Raw genomic sequence first — 21230 nt, forward strand, 5'->3', positions numbered from 1 at the left:
GCCCGATGCACCGTGGACACCCGGCGGTCCTGGTCCAGCGGGTCGGCATCCCGGTCGAACTGCACGTGGTCGTCGACTCGCGCGGCCGGCCGGAACGGGAGCAGGCCGACCGCGGTGCCGCGGTGCAGTGGGCCTACAGCGATCCGATCGACCGTCCGACCGACTTCGGTGCCGGGACGCAGTGCATCTCCAGCGACACGCTCCGCCAGCGCGAGGCCACGGGCTCGGTACGGTTCGTCATCGACCCGGCGGGCCCGTCCCGCGCCGGTACGGAGTTCCTCCCACTGCCTCGGCCGCCGGCGTTCGCCACGCTCCGATCGGTGACGTCGACGCCGCTCGGGACGGCCGCGGGTCTCTGGGCCGCCATCACCGCCGACACCGTCGCGCTCGGTCGGGCGTTCATGCTCCGTTCGGGCCGGTGGTCGCTCCCTGTGGTGCTGGCCCGAGACGTCCGGGCAACGGCAGCGGCGATCAGACACGCCCTCGGCGATCGCCCGCACCCGGCGATCTTCGTGGTGGAACGTCCCGGAGGGCTGCCGCGTCCGTGGCGGGCCGGAGCCCAGGCAGCGATCGAGCCTGCATTCTTGTCACACTGACAAATACCGTGGTACGGTCGAGTCATGGCAGTCGAACTCAGCACCTGGGACGCCCAGGGCAACCAGACGACACCGACGTTCTCCACCATGCGGTTCCCCGCCGGTGAAGCCCACGTCAAGGTCGCGAACGACACCGCCGAGCCGGGGGGCCTCACCGAGATCGCGACCCTGCGCGGCACCAACGGCGACGACCTGATCACGCTCGGCATGTGGGCGGACGCCGTGCGGCAGCGCGGATCGAAGTCCGTCGCGCTCGTCCCCTACCTGCCCGGAGCCCGGCAGGACCGCGGCCTGCCGTTCGGCGCGAAGGTCTACGCCGACATCCTGAACGGGTTCCACCTCGACCAGGTCATCGCGTTCGACCCGCATTCGCCGGTCATCGTCGGACTCATCGACAACCTGACCGTCGTCACGAGCGAGCAGGTCGTCCGTGACGCCGTGGTCAGCGCCCCCGAGCACGGCGGCGGTGACCCGTACGCCGGCATCATCGCCCCGGACAAGGGCGCGGTCCCCCGGGCCACCGCGGTCTCCGAGGCGTGCGGACTGCCGCTCTACCGGGCCGAGAAGCACCGCAACCCCGACACCGGCAGGCTCGACGGCTTCACCTGCGAACCGCTCCCCGACACCGGTCGGTTCCTGGTGGTCGACGACATCTGCGACGGCGGCGGCACGTTCATGGGCCTCGCCGGCTCGACGGGCTTGCCGAAGGAACGCCTCAGCCTCTGGGTCTCGCACGGCGTCTTCTCCGGCCGGGCAGCACAACTCGCCGACCACTTCGGCGAGATCGTCACCACCGACTCGTACCCCGCGCAGAACGCCATCGAGGGCCTGCGCACGATCGCACTCACCCCCTACCTGACGGAGCAGATCCGATGACGCAGACCGCAAGCACCACGACCACCGCGAACGCCGGAACGACCACCGGGATCGAGCCGCGCATCACCACGGCGAGCCCGATCGCGCCGCTGCTGGCCGTCGACGGTTACAAGCACTCGCACCGGCAGGTCTACCCGGCCGGCACCACCCGCATCCTGATCAACTGGACGAACCGGTCGAACGCGCACATGCCGGAGTCGACCCACGCCGTGGTCTTCGGGCTGCAGGCGTTCATCCAGCGCTCGCTCGTCGAGGCCTGGGCGCCGTTCTTCGCCGCCGACGAAGACGAGGTCGTCCGGCTCTTCGACGAAGCACTGCAGGGCTACTTCGGCCCGAACCACATCGGCACCGACCACGTCCGGGCTCTGCACCGCCTCGGCTACCTGCCCCTCGAGGTCCGTGCGCTGCCCGAAGGCACCCTGGCCCCGATCGGTGTCGCGACCCTGACCGTCGAGAACACGATCGACGAGTTCTACTGGCTGCCCAACTACATCGAGACGGCACTGTCGGCCTCGATCTGGCACCCGTCGACGGTCGCGACGAAGGCACTCGAGTACCGCGACCTGATGGAGGACTGGGCCGCCCGCACCGGAGCGGTCCCGGCCGGCATCGACTTCGCCGCGCACGACTTCTCGTTCCGCGGGCAGTCGAGCATCGAGTCGGCGGCAGCCGGCGGCGCTGGCCACCTGCTCTCGTTCCTCGGCACCGACTCGATGCCGTCGCTCGACTTCATCGACCGCTACTACCCGGGCGACAACGGCCTGGTGGCCGCGAGCGTGCCCGCCACCGAGCACAGCGTCATGTGCGTCCGCGGCGCCGACGGCGAGCTGGCGACCTTCGAGCAGATCCTCGACGTCTACCCGACGGGCATCGTATCGGCGGTCAGCGACGGCTTCGACCTGTTCAAGGTCATCACCGAGACGCTCCCGCAGCTCAAGGACCGCATCATAGGTCGGGACGGCAAGCTCGTCATCCGGCCCGACTCGGGCGACCCGGTCGACATCGTCACCGGCACGGTGCACGGCGTCGACGAGGCCGAACTGTTCTCCGCCGACCGCAGTCACGAGCAGAAGGGTGTCGTCGAACTGCTCGACGAGATCTTCGGGCACACCGTGAACGAGCAGGGCTTCAAGGTCCTCGACCAGCACATCGGTGTCATCTACGGCGACAGCATCACGCTCGACCGTGCCCGTCGCATCTACGAGCGCTTGGCCGCCAAGGGGTACTCGAGCGACAACATCGTGCTCGGCATCGGGTCGTACACGTACCAGTACATGACCCGCGACAACCTCGGCAGCGCGGTCAAGGCCACGTGGGCACTCGTGGACGGCGAGCCCGTCGACATCCAGAAGGACCCGAAGACCGGCAGCGGCAAGAAGAGCGCGAAGGGCCGCATCGCCCTGCACCGCGACGAGACCGGTGAGATCCGGCAGACGGACCAAGCCACGGCTGACGACGAGGCGAAGAGCCTGCTCCAGCCGGTGTGGATCGACGGACGCTTCACGCGCCTCCAGTCCTTCGCCGACGTCCGCCAGACGCTCCGCGACGAGCGTTCGGCACGTGCCACCCGCCGGGCGGCCACCGCGTGACCGACGCCGCAGCGGCGATCCGCGACCAACCGCTCATCGCGATCGACGTCGTCCCGATGTCCTTCGTGACGGCGGACGGTCTGCGGGTCGCCACCGCGCGGCGGGCCTACGCCCCGTACGCCGGGCAAGAGGCGCTCCCCGGCGTCCTCCTGGACGGCACCGAGATCCTCGCGGACGGCGCCATGCGCGCCCTGCGCGCCAAGGCCGGGCTCGGCTTGGGGGCGGTGCGTCACCTCGCGCAGGTCGGTGCGTTCGACGGGCCCGACCGCGATCCGCGGAGCGCCGCGATCAGCATCGCATTCGTCGCGGTCATCGACCCCGCGGCGGATTCCGACGCGACGTGGCACGAGGTCGACGCACTGCCGCTCGGCCTGCCGTTCGACCACGACCGGATCGTCGGCTCTGCGCTTGCACGCGCCCGGGGGCTCCTCTGGTCGGACCTGCCGTTCACGCAGGCGCTGCTCGGCGATCCGTTCACCACGGCGGACGCCGCTCGGCTGCGTGTCGCCCTGACGGGGACGGCACCGGACCCCGGCAACCTCAACCGGAAGCTCCGCACGAACCCCGCGCTCGCACGCGTCGCTGCTCCCTCGAGCGCCGGACCCCGGGGTGGGCGTCCCCCGGCAGCCTGGACATGGCAGGACTGAGCACGATTGGGTGGGGGCATGTCCTCTTCGCTGTCCGGTGACGATTCCCTGCACCTGCCCGAGTTCGACGCACCCCCGGCGTCGCCGCTCGACCTTGCGCAGCAGTGGCTCGATGCAGCCGACGAGCGCGACGTCTCCGAGCCGAGGTCGATGACCCTCGCCACCGCCGGCTCCGACGGCCGGGTCAGCGCCCGCACGGTCGACGTGAAGCGGCTCGACGACCGTGGGCTCGTGTTCGGCACCTCGACGCTCAGCCCGAAGGGTCGTCAGCTCGCCGAGAACCCGCACGCGGCGCTGCAGGTCTACTGGCGCGAGACGATGCAGCAGCTCCGGTTCGAGGGCCGGGCGGTGCAGCTGTCCGACGACGAGTCCGACGCGCTCTTCGCCGACCGCTCACCGAAGTCCCGCGCCGCCACCGCCATCGCCGACCAGTCCGCCGTGCTCGAACCCCGGACGCTGCAGGACCTGATCGACGACGCCAACGTGTTGCTCGACGAGTCCGACGACGCCGTGCCACGGCCCGCCGGGTGGGTAGCATGGCGGCTCGAACCCGACATGGTCGAGTTCTGGCACGGCAGCCGCGACCGGATGCACCGCCGCCTGCAGTACGCACTCGCCGACGGCGTCTGGTCAGCCACGCGCCTGCAGCCGTAGTCGAGTCCGGTCCCGGTCAGTCCCGCTGCCACCACGATGGCTTCGCGGACTCGACGGTGATCGTCAGCGACCGGGCGTCGTCGGACTTCCTGGCCACCACGAACACCGTCGCCGTAGGGTCGGCAGTCAGCACGCGCCACACCGGCCACGTGTGCGGGCCGAGCTTCGGGTCGTACCAGGGCCCCGGTCCGTTGTCGCTCTCGACCAGCACACGCCGAACGCTGGCAGGGGCGAGCTCGGGGATGCCAGCAGCCCGAACAAGCGTCAGGACTCGAGCGACACCGGCATCGACGACCGTCGTCCGCGCAGCCCGGGCCAGCCGTAGCCGGCGTCGCGTGATCAGGTACCCGAGGGCGACGAGCCCTGCGGCAACCAGCACCGTGCAGACCAGGACCACTGCGGTACCGCGGTCACTCGGCCGCTCTGCGACGACGACTCCCCCGACGAGTACCGCCCCGCCGAGCAACAGTCCGGCGCCTCGGATGCGCCTGACTGGCCGGAATGCACGGCGCCAGGTTCGATCCGCGTCGACGACGTCCCCGATGTCGACCGTGACCTCGTCCCCACGCGTGTGCACCGCACCAGCTTCCCAGCTGCGGGCCGTCGACGCGGACCACAGCCATGTCCGCAGACAAGAGCGCTCTGCGCCGAGTGACACAGAGCGCTCCCGTCGATGATCAGTGCCGACGACGGTACCGAATCGTCAAGCCGACGTAACATCCGGCTCCACCAGCTGCGAGCCCGAGCACGACGCTGCCGAGAGCACGGCCTGGCGTGCTCGCCGTAGCAGTTGCGACCGCTGACCCGACGATCACGAGTGCGATACCGAACGCGACGGCGAACGGCACACTGCGCAGGATCTTCGTCACGGCATTCCGGTTTCCGCCTACACGCAACGGGATGACTTCTTGGTGACGGGGTACACGCGAACCGACTTCGGGCTCGGGCACTTGCTGTGCGTGGCGATGTAGGAGGCGCCGAGGATGACCGCGGCGTCGCCGACCACACAGGCAGCTGGCCCGAGCGCGCAGATGCCGACGAGCAGTGCCGCACCCGTCCCGCCGATGATCACGTTCTGGTCGAACGTGTTGAAGGCGATGTAGACGCCGCGATTGTCCGACCCGAAGCCCAGGCGCTGCCGCGGGTCTGTCTCGTTGAGCGTGAACTCGAATCCGTCGCCTCCGTCGATGGTGACCGAGCGAGTTCCGTCCGGTTGCACGTCCTCGCGCTTGACTGCCCCTGCCCGACGCGCTTCCGCGATGGCCTCGTTCACCAACGCTGGCGTGACCTCCAGATGGTCCGCTCCGACGTTGACGACGGGCCGTGGCGCCTCAGCCGCCGATGCCGCCGATGCCGCGGGCGCAGCAACGAGCCCTCCCGCAACGAGCGCGCCAGCGAGCGCTGCACCAGTGAACGTGTTCCGCAGTTTCGACATTGCGGCCCCTCCCGGTTCGTGGGCCGCCACCGTCGGCGGCCTGTTCGCTCGACGGTAGAGCATGATCATCTGACCGGTGATGTTCTGAAATGCACTTGTTACACAACCGGGCAGGTGGGGCCTTTGCAGGACCGGCGGCTCGGGGCCGCTGCGGGATGGTCGGCCCGCGTCACGGCTTCCCGTGGCGCGGGCCGGCCCCGGTCGCTCGGACACGGCCCGGATCCGCCCTGCCCCTCGCTACCGCCCGATCGGGTTCGCCATCGCCCCCGCCCGGATGAGCGACGACGACTGGTCCGCCAGGTCGACCATCGACAGGGTGTTGCGCAGCTGCAGCCGGTTCAGGCAGGAGTGCTCGAACGTCGGCACCCGCAGGTCCAGGGGCCGTCGACGGTCCGGGTGCGCGGCGGCGTGCGCGTCGATGCACTCCCCCACCACCTGCCAGAACCGGGCCTCCGGCAGCACCCCGTCGTCGTCGAGGATCGCCGCGACGAAGCGCAGCACCCCGTCGAACACGTCGGTGAACACCGCGAGCGCAGCTTCGTCGTCGGACACCGGGTGCACGATCCGGTCGATGTCGGCGGGCACCGGACGATCGTCGTGGCGCCCGAGCACCGCTGCTTCTTCCCCGATGTCCTTCATGACGGCGCGGACCACGGCGCCGTCACGAACGACGAGCACGAGGTTCTCGCCGTGCGGCATGAACACCAGGTCGTGCACGGTCAGGCAGTGCACGACGGGCAGCAGGTAGGCGTCGAGCCAGCGCCGCACCCACTCGTCGGCAGAGAGTCCCGACACCTCGATCAGCGCTGACACGACGGCGTTCCCCGAGGCATCCCGGTGCAGCAGCGCCGCCATCGTGAGCAGTCGCTCGTCGTCCGTCACCCGCGGCAGCGGGCTCTCCCGCCACAGGGCCGCGAGCATCTTCCGCTGCGGCGACGACACGTCCACCCGGTGGTAGGCGTCACCGGTGTACCCGATGGCGGCGTGCTCCCGGAGCACCGAGAAGCCGGCGGCGGCCAGCGTCGGGTCGGCGGAGACGAGCGACTCGACCCAGTCGTTCACGGCCGGGGTGTTCCGCATGTACGCGGGCGACATCCCCCGCAGGAACCCCATGTTCTGCACGGCGAGCGCCGTCTTCACGTACGAGCGCGTCGGATCGGTGCGGTTGAACGCCGTGCGGATGGACTGCTGCGGCTGGTACTCGTCGGGCCCCTCGCCGAGGTCGACCAGGTCCTGGCGGCCCAGGTCGGGCGCGAAGGTCACGGCGATCCGGTGCTGCCACTGCCAGGGGTGCACGGGGATCCACACGTAGTCGTCGGGGTCGAGCCCACGTCGCTCGAGCGTGGAGCGGAACCCGGCCACAACGGCTTCGGAGAGTTCCGCCTGCCAGTGCGTCTGCTCGGTCCGGTCCGCGGCGAGCGCCAGGTGCGTGTGCTCCCGACGGGCGGCGAGCCACCGGTACCGGAACCGGCCGCCGGCCTCCGGCGCGAAGGCCCGGTACTCGTCGAGCCCGAACCCGATCCGCCCGTTCGCGGCGACGAAGGCCGGGTGGCCCTCGGTCATCGCCGACTCGACGTCCTGGAACGAAGCGACGACGGCGTCGACAGACGAACCGGGCGAACCGGACGAACCGACCCCTGACCGTCCACGCGCCAACTGCGCGCCCGACGGCCCACCCCGCCGGTGCTTCGCGGCGGCGCTCGCCAGGGTCGAGGCGATCTCCTCCAGGTACGTGCCGAGCAGGTCGTCGGGGATCCCGAGCACCTCGTGCAGCTCGAGCACGAGGTCCTGCGCGCTGAGCGGCGCCGGCGCCCCCGCACGGGCCCGCGTCAACGAGGCCTCGTCGATCGACCAGTGCTCGAGCACGTGCCGCCGCGCCCGGAACCGGTAGGTCGACTCCCCCGCATCGAGCCGCCAGCCGTCCCCGTCCTGCACGGGTGCGATCAGCCGCTCGTGGGTGAACTCGGCGATGGCCTTCGCGACCAGGTGTCGTTCGGCTGGTTCCAGGTGCTCGGGTCGCAGGTGCGCGGCCGGCCCGTCGCCGTCGGGTACGCCGATCCGGTCGGTGTCGAGCACCGACAGCAGCGCTCGCTTGCCGTCGACGTCCACCTGTCGCAGCGCGCGGAACCCCACCTCGGCGTTCTTCGCCTGCACCGCAGTGTTCCGGACGTCCGGCTCGACGACGACCCGCCGCGCACCGAGGACGTCGCGGCAGTGCTCGACGACGGCGCGCATCACAGCGCTGGTCAGTCCGTGCACACGGCCCTCGGCCCGGACCGGTGCGACGAGCAGGTGCATGCCGACGTCGCCCGGCTCCGCCGCCCACACGTCGGTGAGCAGGACGGCAGCAGGGTCGTAGGTCTCGACGAGGAAGCACGGTTCGCCGTCGCGGCGGCCGAGCCACGCGGCCTGCGCCGGGTCCGCCTGCACGCCGGCCAGGTAGTCGCGGACCTCCGCGACGTCGAGGTGCCCCATCTCCCACCATGACGACGCCGGGTGGGAGAGCCACGACTGGACGACGACGGCGTCGCGTTCCGGGTCCACGGGTTCGACGGTCAGGAGGCCCGGAACGGCTCCGGCAGACACCGTCACCTCTGGCGCACCGGCCAGTGCACTGCCCGTCACCTCGGTGCTCGTCACGTGCGCGCTCATGCGGGCACCTCCGTCCGTTCGGTCGTCTGCCGGGCCGGCGCGCGGTGCGCGCCGGCGGGTGGGGCCGTGGACTGGTCCGAGGCGGGCAGGCCGAACTCCTGGAAGGCGATCCGGGCCTCCAGGCCGTACACGGGGCGACCCGTGACGGACCGGATGATCGATGCGTTCCGCCACGCACCCATCCCGAGGTCGGGCGCGGTCAGGCCGTGCGTGTGCTCCTCGGCGTTCTGCACCCAGATGCGTCCACCGAGGGTGTCGACGTGGTGGTCGCGCGCGACCGCCAGGCGACCGCGACCGTCGCGGGCGACGAGGTGCTCGACGGGGTCAAGGAACCGCGGGACGCGCGGGGTGTACCCGGTGGCCAGGACGAGCCGTTCGACCTCGTGCTCGTACGTCTGGTCGAGCTGCTCGTGGCGGAGCGTCAGCCGGTACGTCCCCCGGTCGGCGAGCCACTCGGCGCCGACGACGCTCGTCTCGGTGCGCAGGGTCGTCGGGATCGGGCCACGCGCGCTGATCCGGTACAGCTGGTCGTAGAGCTCGTCGACGAGGTCGGCGCTGATGCCCTTGTAGAGCCCGCGCTGTTCACGCCCCAGGTGGTCGCGGACGTCCTCGGGCAGCCCGTGGAAGTGGTCCGTGTACTCCGGACTCGTCATCTCGAGCGTGAGCTTGGTGTCCTCCATCGGGAAGAACCGCGGTGAGCGCGTGATCCAGTCGAGCCGGTACTCGTCGTGCCGGATGTCCTCGAGCAGTTCGCGGTAGACCTCGGCTGCGGACTGCCCGCTGCCGATCACCGCGATGCTGCCCGCCGTGCGGAGGGCATCGCGGTTCGGCAGGAACTCGGCGGAGTGGATCACCGGTCCGGCGATCCCACGCAGCGGGGCGGGGACCGATGGCTCCGTACCGATGCCGACCACGATGTGGCGTGCACGGTACGTCTCGGGACCCTGATCGGTCTCGGCGTGCACCGTGAACACATCCGTCGCCGGGTCGTGCTCGACCGCCGTGACGGACCGACCCCAGCGGAGGGTGTCGAGCCGGTCGGCGGCCCACCGGCAGTACGCGTCGTACTCGCTGCGCAGGGGGTGGAAGTCCTCGCGGATGTAGAACGGGTACAGGCGGCCGGTCTCCTTGAGCCACGCGAGGAACGAGAACGGCGAGGTCGGGTCGGCCATCGTCACCAGGTCCGCCATGAAGGGCACCTGGATCGTGGCGTCGTCGAGCATCATGCCGTGGTGCCAGGCGAAGCCGTCGGCGGCGTCGAGGAACACCGCGTCGAGGTCGTCGATCGGGTCGGTCAGGCAGGCGAGGCCGAGGTTGAACGGGCCGATGCCGATGCCGATCAGGTCGTGGACCTCGTCGGCGCCGTCCGCGGCGGTGCGGTCGGCGGTGCGGTCGGCGGTCATCGGGTCGCTCCCTCGGTCGTGGTGGTGACGGCTCGGACGCGCTCGGCCGTCGCGACGACGTGCTCCAGCGACGCACGCATCTGGGCCGGGGTGGTCTCGGGGTTGAGCAGCGTCAGCTTGTTGCAGGGTCGGCCGTCGATCACGGTCTTCGCGATGAGGACCCGGCCCTCGGCGAGCAGGGCCGCACGGATCGGAGCGACCAGCGCATCGGCGTCGTCGTCGGTCATGCCGGCGGGCTGCCAGCGGAACAACACCGTGCTGAGCTGCGTCGGGGCGACGAGCACCAGGTCGGGGTGTTCGTCGACGATCGCGTGGGTGGCTGCTGCCAGGTCGATCACCGCGTCGAACGCCGTGCCGATCGCGTCGGCGCCGGCGGCCCGCAGCGTCGCCCAGAGCTTCAGGGCGTCGAAGCGGCGGGTGGTCTGCAGCGACTTGTCGACCTGGTTCGGCTCGGCGGCGTCCTCGGGGTTCAGGTAGTCGGCGTACCAGGCCGTCCGGCGCAGGTCGGCCGGGTCACGGACGAGCAGCGCGCTCGAGGACACCGGCTGGAAGAACGACTTGTGCAGGTCGGTCGTCACGCTGCGGGCCCGCTCGATGCCGTCGAGCAGGTGCCGCCGGGTCGGGGACACGAGCAGTCCACAGCCGTACGCGGCGTCGACGTGCATCCAGACGCCCTCGAGGTCGCACACGTCGGCGATCGGTTCGAGCGGGTCGATCACCCCGCGGTCGGTGGTGCCGGCGGTGGCGACGACGGCGATCGGGGTCCCGCCCGCGGCCCGGGTCGCGGCGATCGCCTCGGCGAGCGCTGCCGGTCGCATCCGGCCGGCATCGTCGGTGGCGACGTCGACCACGGCCTCGAGGCCGAGGAGCCGTGCCGACTTCGCGATGCTGAAGTGGGTCTCGGCCGTCGTGAACACGGTGCCGGTGGTCGCGCCTCCCGTCGCGCGCGCAGCTTCGCGGGCCAGCAGCAGCGCCTGCAGGTTGGACTGCGAGCCGCCGGAGGTGAAGATGCCGTCACCGGCCGCGAACCCGATCCTCCCGGCGAGCCAGGCGACGACGTGCCGTTCGATCTCGGTGCCGATCCGCGACTGGTCCCAGGTGTCGACCGACGGGTTCACCGCGGCGAGGACGGACTCGGCGGCGACGGCGGGCAGGGCGACCGGGCAGTTCAGGTGGGCGAGGTAGCCGGGGTCGTGGAACCACACGGCCTCGCGGACGAACAGGTCGTCGAGTTCCGCGAGGGCACGGTCGGTCCCGAGGGGTTCCCCGTCCAGGTCGACGTCGTGCACCCGAGCCCGGAGGACGTCCGGAGCGGTGTCGGTCGTCGGACGGTCGGCGGCGGCGAAGCGGTCGGCCAGGCGGTCGACCGTCGACGTCACGGTGGAGCGGTAGCGCTCGGCGGTGGCCGAGGTCAGGATCTCGATGGGGACTGTCGGGTTGGAGGCTGTCACGTTAGGTAAGGCTAACCTCACCTGCTTTTTCGTGCCACCCGAACGAGGGGTGCCCCGACCGGCCGGGCGTGTCCGACGCCCCCACCGGGACTGTCAGGCGTTCATGAACTCGCTCGGCCGCAGGGCCCGACCGACGATGCGCACGTCGCCGATCGACCCGACGAACACGTTGTCGAGCGCGTCGCCGTAGCGGTAGCCGCCGAGCAGCCACGGCTTGCCGATGGTGCTCAGCCCGTGGTTCCGGGTGGAGGGGTTCCGCACGACCGGGCATCCGTCGACGTAGAGCACGGTGTGCGCCCCGTCGTTCACCACGGCCACGTGCCACCAGGCCCCGAGCGGCAGCTCGTGCCCCCAGTTCGTCAGCGAGCCGTCCTGGCTCGCCGGGTACACGCACCACTGCAGTTCGCGGTCCCCCGACAGGCTCAGGGTCACGGCAGGCTCGGCCGGGTCGCCGTCGCCGTCGCCGGCCACCGTCGCCTTCCCCACCTGCCCGGCGCTCGAGTACTGCGACAGCAGGGCGCTGAACCCGTTCGTGCTCGGGTCGAAGGTGGTCGGCAACGCGAAGAAGGCCTCGACCGTGTACCCGCGGGGGAACCGGGTCCGGTTGAGCGGCGCCGTGGGGACGGTCTGCAGGTGGTCGCCACCGGACTTGCCGCCCTGCAGCGCCAGGCTGCCGGCACCCGGCTGGTCGGGGTGGTGCCCGGCGGACCAGCGCAGCGCCCCGGCCACCGCGCCCGAGCGCCCGGCGACCACCAGGTCGTTCCCCCGCCCGCTCTGGTCGTGCACCCGCGTCGTCGGCACGAGCGCCGCTCCGTCGGCGTTGCCGTCGAACCGCCAGTACGCCAGCGTCCCGGGCACGAGCATGCGTGCCGCCGGACGGGAGGCCCGTGGTGCGACCGGCGCGAACCCCGCGAAGCGCGCGTCGAAGTCCACTGCCATGGTGAAGCGGTCGACGTCGCCGCTGAGGCGGAACTCCTGGGCCGCGAGCTCGTTCGCGTCACCGAGCCCACCGGCGAGCAGGAACGGCGAGAGGGTCTCGACGTCGATGACGTTCCGTTCGAGGTCGACGTGGTAGAGCCGGATCATGGCCGCCCCGCCGTAGTAGCGGTTCTGGTAGTTGGTCAGGTGCAGGGCGACGTCGTGGCCGGCGGCGTTCCGTGCGGTCGTGCGGCCCGGACCCCAGTAGTGCCCGTTGAGCGTCAGGAACACCTGGTCGTGCTTCGTGATGAAGGAGTCCCAGAGCTGCTGCCCGTAGGGGTCGAAGGCCGCCCCGCCACCGGGGTCGGAGTCGACGATGGCGTGTGTCGTGAGGATCACCGGAGCGTGCGGCCGAGCGGCGAGCACGGAGCTGGCCCAGGCGAGGCCGCTCGCACTCGTCCGCCAGTCGAGCGCGAGGACGACCCACTCGCGACCGCCCGCCGTGAACCGGTGCGCGGAGTTGTACCCGTCCGGGCTCGCCCCGATCCAGCCGGGAGCCTTCCGGAACCGCTGCGGGCCGAACACGTCGAGGTACGGGGTGCGGCCGCGCTGGTCGTCGGTCGACGAGTCGACGTCGTGGTTGCCGGCGAGCACGCTGTAGGGCGCTCCGGCACGGTCGAGTACCTCGAACACCTCGCCCGACGCGCGCATCTCGGACGCCGCGCCGTTCTGGGTCAGGTCGCCGAGGTGGACCAGGAACACCGTGTTGTGCCGGACCTGCTCGCGCACGACGTACTCGAGCGAGGCGCGCATCGGGGCCTGGTCGACCGCGGCGCCGTCGAACATGTACTGCGTGTCCGGCATCACCGCGACGGTGAACCGCGGCGACGCCGTGTCCGGGCGCCAGCGTCCGGCGTGACCGCGCGCGGCCACCGACTGCGCCGCGTACTCGGTCGGATCGGACGGCCGTGCGGCGGGCGCCGACAGCGCGTCGGCGGCGGCCGGCGCGACACCGAGGCCGCTCGCACCGGCGATCCCGGCGGCGCCGGCCAGTCCGGAGCCGACGAGGAAACCGCGGCGCGAGACCGGGGTGCGATCAGGGCGAGGAGAGTTCTGCACAGACGCGCACGCTAGCGAGCAGGGGCGAACGAGCCGGGTCCGGAACGTGAACGCCGGGCTCGGTGAACCTGCCAGTTCCGGTGGGGACCGGTGAAGGCTCCTACAGCTTCTCGATCGGGGCGATCTTGATGAGCAGCTTCTTGCGACCGGCGGAGTCGAACGCGATCTCCGCGATGCGCTTCGCGCCCTGGCCGGTCACCGCGGACACCGTGCCCTCACCGAAGTCGACGTGCTTGATGCGGTCGCCGGCGACGAGTTCCATGTCGCCGTTGTCGCGGACCTGACCGGACACCCGGTTCGCCCACTCGGTCTTCGGGCGGGTCTTCGACGCGGCGGCCGCACGGTCGTACGAACCGCCGCCCCAGCCGCCATCGCCGCGGTAGCCACCACCGCCGCTGCCGATGCCGCCCTCGCGCTTGGCGTTGAGCGCGCGGGGCTGTGTGCCACCACGGCTGTTCGCCATGCCCGGGGACTGCTTCCACTCGATGAGTCCCTCGGGGATCTCCTGCAGGAAGCGCGACGGCATCGCCACGTTGACGTCACCGAACTGGGCGCGGGTCATCGCGAGCGACAGGAACAGCACCTTCTTCGCACGGGTGATGCCCACGTAGAACAGGCGGCGCTCCTCTGAGGGGCCGCCCGGTTCGTTCGCGGACATCCGGTGCGGCAGCAGGTCTTCCTCGACACCGGTCAGGAACACGGCCTCGTACTCCAGGCCCTTGGCCGTGTGCAACGTCATGAGCGACACCGTGCCCGACGAGTCGTCGAGCTCGTCCGCCGCGGCGACCAGCGAGACCTCGGTCAGGAAGTCGGTCAGCGTCCCCTCGGGGTTGTTCTTCTGGAACTCACGCGTCACCGCCACGAGCTCATCGATGTTGTCGGCCCGAGCGGCGTCCTGGGCGTCCGGGGACTTCCGCAGGTTGTCGAGCAGGTGGGAGCCGTCGAGCAGCTGCGTCAGGGTGTCGACGACCGGCTGCGTGGGGGCCTTCTCGGACACCGAGTCGAGCAAGGCCGCGAACTCGGTGATGGCGTTCCGCACCTTCGGCCCGAAGCCGAGCTCACCCGCGTGCCGCAGGGCGTCGCGCATCGTCGTCTCGTGCTCGTCGGCATAGCGCTGCAGGGTCGTCTCGGTGACCGAGCCGATCCCGCGCTTCGGCACGTTGAGCACGCGACGGAGGGCCATCGGGTCGGCCGGGTTCGCCACGGTGATCAGGTACGCCATGGCGTCCTTGATCTCGGCGCGCTCGTAGAACTTCGTGCCGCCGAGCACCCGGTACGGGATCGCGGCGCGGATGAAGATCTCCTCCAGCGCACGGGTCTGCGAGTTCGTCCGGTAGAACACCGCCATGTCGCGGTAGTCCATGCCGTCCTCGCGCAGCCGCTGGATCTCGTCGGCGACGAACTGGGCCTCGTCGTGGCCGGTGTACCCGGTGAAGCCGACGATCTTCTCGCCCGCACCGACGTCGGTGAACAGGTTCTTCGCCTGACGGTCGAAGTTGTTCGCGATGACGGCGTTGGCGGCGTCGAGGATGGTCTGCGTCGAGCGGTAGTTCTGCTCGAGCAGGATGACCTTGGAGTTCGGGAAGTCGCGCTCGAACTCGACGATGTTGCGGATGTCGGCCCCGCGGAACGCGTAGATCGACTGGTCCGAGTCACCGACCACGGTCAGGGACGCACCGGCGATCGAGCCGTCGCGCTCGCGCATGCGGGCGACGTGCTGGCCGGAGTCCTCGAGCTTGTCGACCTGCTCCACCGGCACCGGGCGGGTGAGCTCGCGGATCAGGGAGTACTGCGCGTGGTTCGTGTCCTGGTACTCGTCGACCAGGATGAACCGGAAGCGCCGCTGGTAGAGCGCAGCGACCTCGGGGAAGGCCCGGAACAGGAACACCGTCTGGCCGATGAGGTCGTCGAAGTCGAAGGCGTTCGCCCGGCGGAGCTCGTTCGTGTACTGCCGGAAGACCTCGGTGAACATGACCTCTTGCGGGTCGTTCACGTTGATGTTGCGCGCGTACGAGTCGACGTCCTGCAGCTCGTTCTTGAGCTTCGAGATCTTCGACGCCGCGGCACCCACGGTCAGCCCGAGCGAGTCCGCGTCGAGCTGCTTGATGATCCGCTTCAGCAGTGCCTTGGAGTCGGCCGAGTCGTAGATCGTGAACGACTGCGGGAACCCGAACCGCTCGGCTTCTCGACGGAGGATCCGCACGCACGCCGAGTGGAACGTCGAGATCCACATGCCGTCGGACTCGCCACCGACCAGGGCACGGACGCGCTCGCGCATCTCCGCCGCGGCCTTGTTCGTGAACGTGATCGCGAGGATCTGCGACGGCCAGGCTTCACGGTTGGCGAGCAGCAGCGCGATGCGGCGCGTGAGGACACTCGTCTTGCCGGATCCGGCGCCGGCCACGATCAGCAGGGATTCGCCGCGGTACTCGACGGCTTCCTTCTGCTGGGGGTTCAGACCCGCGGTGAACGGGTCTTCGTACGCACGGGCACCGGCGCCCGGCTCGGGCGTCGATTCGAAGGGGTCGAGCACGATCGTCATGTTCGGGACAGTCTAAGCGGGACCCCCGACAGCCGACCGGGCGAGGACCGCCAGGTCCGTGTGGTCCGCGAACACCCCGTCGAGGCCCGTCCGGATCACCGAGGTGTACCAGCGCTCCCAGTCGCCGAAGGCCGCGACGTCCCCACCCCGCCGCAGCGGCCCGGGCAGGAACCGGTTCTCCGGCCGGAGCGTCCACGTGTAGACGGCGAGCCCGGCGTCGTGCGCACGGTCGACGATCGCGCTCCGGACCGGCGTCGGGTCCTCGAGCGCGACGCTGTCCACCCCGGCCATCAGCGTGCCGAGGTCGACGCTGATGCCGTGGAACTCCGTCCCGAACGACGCGAGCGCGTCCTCGGAGCGCTCTGCGGCGTAGGTGGGCGCGAGCGAGCCGTGGGACGCGACCTCGTCGGCGGCGCTGCCACGGGCCTCCTGGAGGTACACCAGCCGACCACCCGTGCGACGCTCGCGCAGGCTGCGGAGCACGCCCTTCTCGAAGCTCTCGATCGTGAGCCGCTCGTCGCTCCGCCACCCGGCGTCACCGAGCGCGCGGTCGACGAGATCGTCCATCGGGAACCCCGCACGGTCGAAGTACGCGGCGTGCTTGACCTCGGCCACGAGCCCGACCGGCCGGGGAGCGGCGTCGAGGATCGCGAGCAGGTCCTCGAAACGCAGGATCGGTTCCTCGCCGTCGTGCTCGGCCGAACCGGGGCGCAGCGCGGGCAGGCGCTCCCGGGTGCGGAGCGTCTGCAGCTCGGCCCACGTGAAGTCCTCGGTGAACCAGCCGGTCAGGGTCTGGCCGTCGACGGTCTTCGTCGTGCGCAGGTGCCGGAACTCCGGGTGGTCCGCGACGTCCGTGGTGCCGGAGACCTCGTTCTCGTGGCGAAGCACGAGCACGCCGTCCTTCGTGGGCACCAGGTCGGGCTCGATCGCGTCGGCACCGAGCTCGATCGCGAGTTCGTACGCGCTCCGCGAGTGCTCGGGGCGGTAGCCGGACGCACCGCGGTGGGCGATCACGAGGGTCATGGCGCGACCCTACTTGCCTGGGGTGACCGCGGACCGACCTGTGTCGTGGGACACACGCGTGCCCCCGGGGACGATCGTTCCCAGCATCGCCGCAGAGCATCGCCGCATGACCGTCCGCTCGCTCTCCACCGCCGTCGAGGCGAGGATCGACCGCGCCGCCCGCCGACTGCTCGACGCCGGACACCAGCCACACCGACCCGTCCGGCTGTTCGTCACCGAGTTCCTGGTGTTCGGCGCGAAGCAGGCATGGGCGTGCGCGTTCGGGGCACTGCTTCTCGGCTCGATGGCCGTGGCGCACGGCACCGTGCCGGCGGCGTTCCGGAACGACGTGCTGACCGTCGTCGCGGTGCTGCTGCAGCTCGGCATGCTCGTGTTCGGGCTCGAGACCATCCGGGAGCTCCGGGTCGTCCTGCTCTTCCACGTCGTGGGCACCGCCATGGAGGTCTTCAAGACGCACATGGGCTCGTGGTCCTACGAACCCGGCGGAGTGCTCGTCGTCGCCGGGGTCCCGCTGTTCTCCGGCTTCATGTACGGCGCAGTCGGGTCGTACATGGTCCGCGTGTACCGCCTGTTCGACCTGCGGTTCGACCGGTACCCGCGGCAGTGGCTGCTCGCCGTCGTCGCCGCAGGCGTGTACCTGAACTTCTTCGGCCACCACTTCCTGCCCGACGCCCGCTGGGTCCTGCTCGCGCTCGTCGTGCTGCTCTTCGCCCGCACGAGCATGCACGTCCGGATCCACCGGGCGACCATGCGCATGCCGGTGCTCGTGGCGATGGGACTCGTCGCTGTGTTCATCTGGTTCGCCGAGAACGTCGCGACCTGGGCCGGGGCGTGGAGGTACCCCGCGCAGCTCGCCGTGTGGCAGCCGGTGGCCCCGACGAAGATCGTCGCCTGGTTCCTGCTCCTGACGATCTCGGTGGCGCTCGTGACCTGGCTGTACCCGGCGCTGCCGTCGGGCTCGGCGCGTTCGACGGCGGACTCTCGACGACTTCGAGGCCCGCGCGCAGCGGGCGCCCATAGGCTGCCGTCGTCAGGGCCTCCGGGCCCGCGTCCGCTCGCCGCGAATCCTCAGCCTTCCGCGACCGAGCGCACCTAGGCTGAGAGAACTCGTATCTCCTAGGAAGAGGACACCATGGCCTTCAAGCCCGGTTTCGACCAGTCCCCCGCCTTCAACGCCCAGGGAGCCAACACCTGGGGCGGGCGCGGCGCTGGTCAGCAGCAGGCCGGCTGGGGACAGACCCCGCAGCAGGCTCAGGGCGGGATGACCCCCGACCAGCTGCAGCACATGTACGACCGTCCGGCGGCCTCCACGGTCGACACGGACCGCATGTCGTACGAAGACACCATCGTCAAGACGCTGCTCGCCTTCGGCGTGCTGCTCGTCGGCGCGGTGGCCGGCTGGAACCTGCCCCCGATCGTCTGGATCGTCGGTGCGATCGTCGGGTTCGTCCTGGCGCTCGTCAACACGTTCAAGAAGAAGCCGTCGCCCGCGCTCGTGCTGGCGTACGCGTTCTTCGAGGGCCTGTTCGTCGGTGGTATCTCCGGGTTCTACAACAGCGCGTTCGACGGCATCGTCCCGCAGGCGGTGTTCGGGACCCTCGGCGTGTTCGCGGTGACGCTGTTGCTGTTCATGTCGGGCAAGGTCCGTGCGACGCCGAAGGCCACCCGCTTCTTCCTCATCGCGATCGTCGGGTACATGGCGTTCTCGCTCGTGAACCTCGTCCTGATGTGGACCGGCGTCACGCAATCGGCGTTCGGGCTCATGGGCGTGACGCTGTTCGGCATCCCGCTCGGTGTACTCATCGGGATCTTCGTGGTCGTCATGGCCGCCTACTCGCTGATCCTCGACTTCGACCAGATCAAGACCGGTGTTCAGCGCGGCGCACCCCGCATCTACGCGTGGACCGCAGCGTTCGGCCTCATCGTCACGCTCGTCTGGCTGTACCTCGAGATCCTGCGCATCCTCGCGATCATCGCGAGCAGCTCCCGCAACTAGCACCACCGCACACACGAAGGGCCCCGGCGCTGCCGGGGCCCTTCGTAGTTCCCGAGAGCGGGGATGTCCTGACCCGGCTTTGCGCTGTCCTCGTCTTGCCTCGCCGTCCCTGCGGCGCCGAGGTTCCACAACACGCCGCCGGTGCGGCGCCGAGGTTCCACGGGTGCCCCGGCAGCGGCGCGAGATGCCGAGATTTCGGAACCTCGGGAACGCACCCACTCACCCGACGCACGCACGCCCGCCCACGGACGCGCGGAGGCCCGGCACGCAGTGCGTACCGGGCCTCCGGGCGTTCAGGGGAGCGTCACTCCCACTCGATCGTCCCTGGCGGCTTCGACGTGACGTCGAGCACGACCCGGTTGACGTCGGGCACCTCGTTCGTGATGCGGTTCGAGATCTTCGCGAGCACGTCGTACGGCAGGCGCGTCCAGTCGGCGGTCATGGCGTCCTCGGACGAGACCGGACGGAGCACGATCGGGTGCCCGTACGTGCGGCCGTCACCCTGGACGCCCACGGAGCGGACGTCGGCGAGCAGGACGACCGGGCACTGCCAGATCTCCCCGTCGAGGCCCGCTGCGGTGAGTTCCTCGCGCGCGATCTTGTCGGCGGCACGGAGGAGCTCCAGCCGCTGCTTGTCGACCGAACCCACGATGCGGATGCCGAGCCCCGGTCCGGGGAACGGCTGGCGGCCGACGATGACCTCGGGCAGACCGAGCTCGCGGCCGACGGCACGGACCTCGTCCTTGAAGAGCGCACGGAGCGGCTCGACGAGTTCGAAGGTCATGTCCTCGGGTAGGCCGCCGACGTTGTGGTGCGACTTGATGTTCGCGGTGCCTGCTCCGCCGCCGGACTCGACGACGTCGGGGTAGAGGGTGCCCTGCACGAGGAACTTGACCTCGCCGGCGTCACCGTCCCCGCGGGCCTCGAGCACGAGTGCCTCTGCCGCGGCCTCGAACGTGCGGATGAACTCGCGTCCGATGATCTTGCGCTTCTGCTCGGGGTCGCTCACCCCGGCGAGGGCGTCGAGGAACTGCTGCTCGGCGTCGATCGTGATGAGTCGGACACCAGTGGAGGCGACGTAGTCCTCTTCCACCTGCTTGCGCTCGTCGGCGCGCAGGAGTCCGTGGTCGACGAAGACGCAGGTGAGCTGATCGCCGACGGCCTTGTGCACGATGGCTGCGGCGACGGCGGAGTCGACACCGCCGGACAGCCCGGCGATGACGCGGTTCGACCCGACCTGGGCCTGGATCCGGGCGACCTGCTCGTCGATGACGTTGCTCGAGTTCCAGTCGCCGGGCAGGCCGGCTGCGCGGTGCAGGAAGTTCTCGAGGACGGCCTGGCCGTGCTCGGAGTGCTTCACCTCGGGGTGCCACTGCACGCCGTAGAGCTTGCGCTCGTCGGACGCGAACGCCGCAACGGGGGTCGAGGCACTCGATGCGAGGACCTCGAAGCCCTCGGGTGCCTTCGCCACGGAGTCGCCGTGCGACATCCACGTGACCTGGGACCCGGGCTGGCCCCCGAGCAGGACACTGTCGGTCCCGCTGACGTCGACGGACGTCGCGCCGTACTCGCGCAGGCCGGTGTTCGCGACCTCGCCACCGAGGGCGGTCGCCATGGCCTGGAAGCCGTAGCAGATACCGAGCACGGGGACGCCGAGGTCGAGGATGTCGCCGTCGAGCGACGGCGCACCCTCTTCGTACACGGACGACGGACCGCCGGACAGCACGATGGCTGCGGGGTCCTTCGCGCGGACCTCGTCCGCCGTGATGGAGTGCGGGACGATCTCGCTGTAGACGTTCGCTTCACGGACCCGACGCGCGATGAGCTGCGCGTACTGGGCCCCGAAGTCGACGACGAGGACGGGACGCTGTTCGGTCTCGCTCACCGAGCGGCCTCCTTCTCACGCTGCTGGGCAGCGATCAGCTCGTGGTAGGTGTCCATGGCCTTCTGCTGCATGCGGTGTTCGACCACGAAGGACATGAACGGGATGATGCCACCGAGGGCGATGAGCAGGAAGCGGGAGGGCCTCCAGCGCATGATGCTCCACAGACGGAAGTCCGTGAAGAGGTAGAGGACGTACAGCCAGCCGTGCGCGATGAGGATCGCGATCGACAGGTTGAACGTGCCGGGTGCTTCGCCGGCCGTGCCGTTCGGCACGAAGAACGGGCCGTTGCCGAGCTGCATCTCGAGCTGGAGCGGCGTGTACTTGATGATGACCTCGATCACGAGGGCCAGCAGCAGCACACCGGTGATGTACGCGGAGACGCGGTACCACTTCACCGCACCCGGGATCTTCGGGATGTCGCGGGTTCGGACGGTCAGAGCCATA

The 21230-nt window shown here is 70.4% G+C and carries 17 protein-coding genes; 7 read left to right on the forward strand and 10 right to left on the reverse strand.

Going from position 1 to position 21230, the window contains the following annotated elements; genetic code table 11:
- Positions 1 to 5: 5 nt before the first annotated feature.
- The 5 genes from ITJ59_RS10315 to ITJ59_RS10335 are packed head-to-tail and all read left to right on the forward strand — an operon-like array spanning position 6 to position 4362.
- Positions 6 to 596 (forward strand): hypothetical protein, encoded by a 591-nt coding sequence (locus tag ITJ59_RS10315; protein ID WP_194651032.1) that lies wholly within the window; start codon positions 6 to 8, stop codon positions 594 to 596.
- A gap of 24 nt (positions 597 to 620) precedes the next feature.
- Complete coding sequence (locus ITJ59_RS10320) at positions 621 to 1472, forward strand: ribose-phosphate pyrophosphokinase (RefSeq protein WP_194651033.1); 852 nt, start codon at positions 621 to 623, stop codon at positions 1470 to 1472.
- On the forward strand, positions 1469 to 3061 hold the full coding sequence (locus ITJ59_RS10325; protein WP_194651034.1) for a nicotinate phosphoribosyltransferase: 1593 nt from the start codon (positions 1469 to 1471) through the stop codon (positions 3059 to 3061). The genes ITJ59_RS10320 and ITJ59_RS10325 overlap by 4 nt, the downstream gene beginning before the upstream one ends.
- Positions 3058 to 3708 (forward strand): NUDIX hydrolase, encoded by a 651-nt coding sequence (locus ITJ59_RS10330; RefSeq protein WP_194651035.1) that lies wholly within the window; start codon positions 3058 to 3060, stop codon positions 3706 to 3708. Before ITJ59_RS10325 ends, ITJ59_RS10330 begins: the two co-directional genes overlap by 4 nt.
- 18 nt (positions 3709 to 3726) lie before the next feature.
- The gene (locus ITJ59_RS10335) at positions 3727 to 4362 is read left to right on the forward strand and encodes a pyridoxine/pyridoxamine 5'-phosphate oxidase (RefSeq protein ID WP_194651036.1); all 636 of its coding nucleotides are present in this window, start codon (positions 3727 to 3729) and stop codon (positions 4360 to 4362) included.
- Positions 4363 to 4378: 16 nt separating this feature from the next.
- Here ITJ59_RS10335 and ITJ59_RS10340 read toward each other — a convergent pair whose 3' ends face one another.
- The 8 genes from ITJ59_RS10340 to ITJ59_RS10375 all read right to left on the reverse strand — a co-directional run bounded on the left by ITJ59_RS10340 (position 4379) and on the right by ITJ59_RS10375 (position 16905).
- Positions 4379 to 4939: a hypothetical protein gene (locus tag ITJ59_RS10340; RefSeq protein ID WP_194651037.1), complete on the reverse strand. Its 561-nt coding sequence runs from the start codon at positions 4937 to 4939 to the stop codon at positions 4379 to 4381.
- Between the two features lie 309 nt (positions 4940 to 5248).
- The gene (locus ITJ59_RS10345) at positions 5249 to 5797 is read right to left on the reverse strand and encodes a hypothetical protein (protein ID WP_194651038.1); all 549 of its coding nucleotides are present in this window, start codon (positions 5795 to 5797) and stop codon (positions 5249 to 5251) included.
- A gap of 237 nt (positions 5798 to 6034) precedes the next feature.
- A complete protein-coding gene (locus tag ITJ59_RS10350; protein WP_194651039.1) occupies positions 6035 to 8449 on the reverse strand; it encodes a GNAT family N-acetyltransferase in 2415 nt (804 codons plus the stop codon).
- Positions 8446 to 9852, reverse strand: coding sequence for a lysine N(6)-hydroxylase/L-ornithine N(5)-oxygenase family protein (locus ITJ59_RS10355; RefSeq protein ID WP_194651040.1), 1407 nt, complete (start codon positions 9850 to 9852; stop codon positions 8446 to 8448). Before ITJ59_RS10355 ends, ITJ59_RS10350 begins: the two co-directional genes overlap by 4 nt.
- Positions 9849 to 11303, reverse strand: a complete 1455-nt coding sequence (locus ITJ59_RS10360) for a pyridoxal phosphate-dependent decarboxylase family protein (RefSeq protein ID WP_194651041.1) — start codon at positions 11301 to 11303, stop codon at positions 9849 to 9851. The genes ITJ59_RS10355 and ITJ59_RS10360 overlap by 4 nt, the downstream gene beginning before the upstream one ends.
- A gap of 93 nt (positions 11304 to 11396) precedes the next feature.
- Positions 11397 to 13340 (reverse strand): LamG-like jellyroll fold domain-containing protein, encoded by a 1944-nt coding sequence (locus tag ITJ59_RS10365; protein ID WP_194651042.1) that lies wholly within the window; start codon positions 13338 to 13340, stop codon positions 11397 to 11399.
- Positions 13341 to 13440: 100 nt separating this feature from the next.
- Positions 13441 to 15882, reverse strand: coding sequence for an ATP-dependent helicase (locus ITJ59_RS10370; RefSeq protein ID WP_194651043.1), 2442 nt, complete (start codon positions 15880 to 15882; stop codon positions 13441 to 13443).
- A gap of 12 nt (positions 15883 to 15894) precedes the next feature.
- Positions 15895 to 16905, reverse strand: coding sequence for a glycerophosphodiester phosphodiesterase family protein (locus ITJ59_RS10375; protein WP_194651044.1), 1011 nt, complete (start codon positions 16903 to 16905; stop codon positions 15895 to 15897).
- 106 nt (positions 16906 to 17011) lie between these two features.
- Between ITJ59_RS10375 and ITJ59_RS10380 the strand changes: the two genes are divergently transcribed.
- Together ITJ59_RS10380 and ITJ59_RS10385 are read left to right on the forward strand one after the other, a co-directional pair.
- Entirely contained in the window at positions 17012 to 18001 is a 990-nt protein-coding gene (locus ITJ59_RS10380; RefSeq protein ID WP_194651045.1) for a DUF817 domain-containing protein, read from the forward strand.
- 36 nt (positions 18002 to 18037) lie between these two features.
- Entirely contained in the window at positions 18038 to 18901 is an 864-nt protein-coding gene (locus ITJ59_RS10385; protein WP_194651046.1) for a Bax inhibitor-1/YccA family protein, read from the forward strand.
- 304 nt (positions 18902 to 19205) lie between these two features.
- Here ITJ59_RS10385 and guaA read toward each other — a convergent pair whose 3' ends face one another.
- Both guaA and ITJ59_RS10395 read right to left on the reverse strand, forming a co-directional pair.
- Positions 19206 to 20786 carry a glutamine-hydrolyzing GMP synthase gene (gene guaA / locus ITJ59_RS10390; protein WP_194651047.1) on the reverse strand — a complete coding sequence of 527 codons (1581 nt, stop codon included), beginning with the start codon at positions 20784 to 20786 and terminating at the stop codon, positions 19206 to 19208.
- A complete protein-coding gene (locus tag ITJ59_RS10395; RefSeq protein WP_194651048.1) occupies positions 20783 to 21229 on the reverse strand; it encodes a DUF3817 domain-containing protein in 447 nt (148 codons plus the stop codon). The genes guaA and ITJ59_RS10395 overlap by 4 nt, the downstream gene beginning before the upstream one ends.
- Position 21230 lies beyond the last annotated feature (1 nt).

Source organism: Curtobacterium sp. VKM Ac-1393 (genome assembly GCF_015350995.1).
Classification (GTDB): Bacteria; Actinomycetota; Actinomycetes; order Actinomycetales; family Microbacteriaceae; genus Curtobacterium.

Coding starts and splice junctions, on each gene's coding strand:
- ITJ59_RS10315 (WP_194651032.1), top strand. CDS start 6: ATGCACCGTGGACACCCGGCGGTCCTGGTCCAGCGGGTCGGCATCCCG.
- ITJ59_RS10320 (WP_194651033.1), top strand. CDS start 621: ATGGCAGTCGAACTCAGCACCTGGGACGCCCAGGGCAACCAGACGACA.
- ITJ59_RS10325 (WP_194651034.1), top strand. CDS start 1,469: ATGACGCAGACCGCAAGCACCACGACCACCGCGAACGCCGGAACGACC.
- ITJ59_RS10335 (WP_194651036.1), top strand. CDS start 3,727: ATGTCCTCTTCGCTGTCCGGTGACGATTCCCTGCACCTGCCCGAGTTC.
- ITJ59_RS10345 (WP_194651038.1), bottom strand. CDS start 5,797: ATGTCGAAACTGCGGAACACGTTCACTGGTGCAGCGCTCGCTGGCGCG.
- ITJ59_RS10350 (WP_194651039.1), bottom strand. CDS start 8,449: ATGAGCGCGCACGTGACGAGCACCGAGGTGACGGGCAGTGCACTGGCC.
- ITJ59_RS10355 (WP_194651040.1), bottom strand. CDS start 9,852: ATGACCGCCGACCGCACCGCCGACCGCACCGCCGCGGACGGCGCCGAC.
- ITJ59_RS10370 (WP_194651043.1), bottom strand. CDS start 15,882: ATGACGATCGTGCTCGACCCCTTCGAATCGACGCCCGAGCCGGGCGCC.
- ITJ59_RS10375 (WP_194651044.1), bottom strand. CDS start 16,905: ATGACCCTCGTGATCGCCCACCGCGGTGCGTCCGGCTACCGCCCCGAG.
- ITJ59_RS10380 (WP_194651045.1), top strand. CDS start 17,012: ATGACCGTCCGCTCGCTCTCCACCGCCGTCGAGGCGAGGATCGACCGC.
- ITJ59_RS10385 (WP_194651046.1), top strand. CDS start 18,038: ATGGCCTTCAAGCCCGGTTTCGACCAGTCCCCCGCCTTCAACGCCCAG.
- ITJ59_RS10395 (WP_194651048.1), bottom strand. CDS start 21,229: ATGGCTCTGACCGTCCGAACCCGCGACATCCCGAAGATCCCGGGTGCG.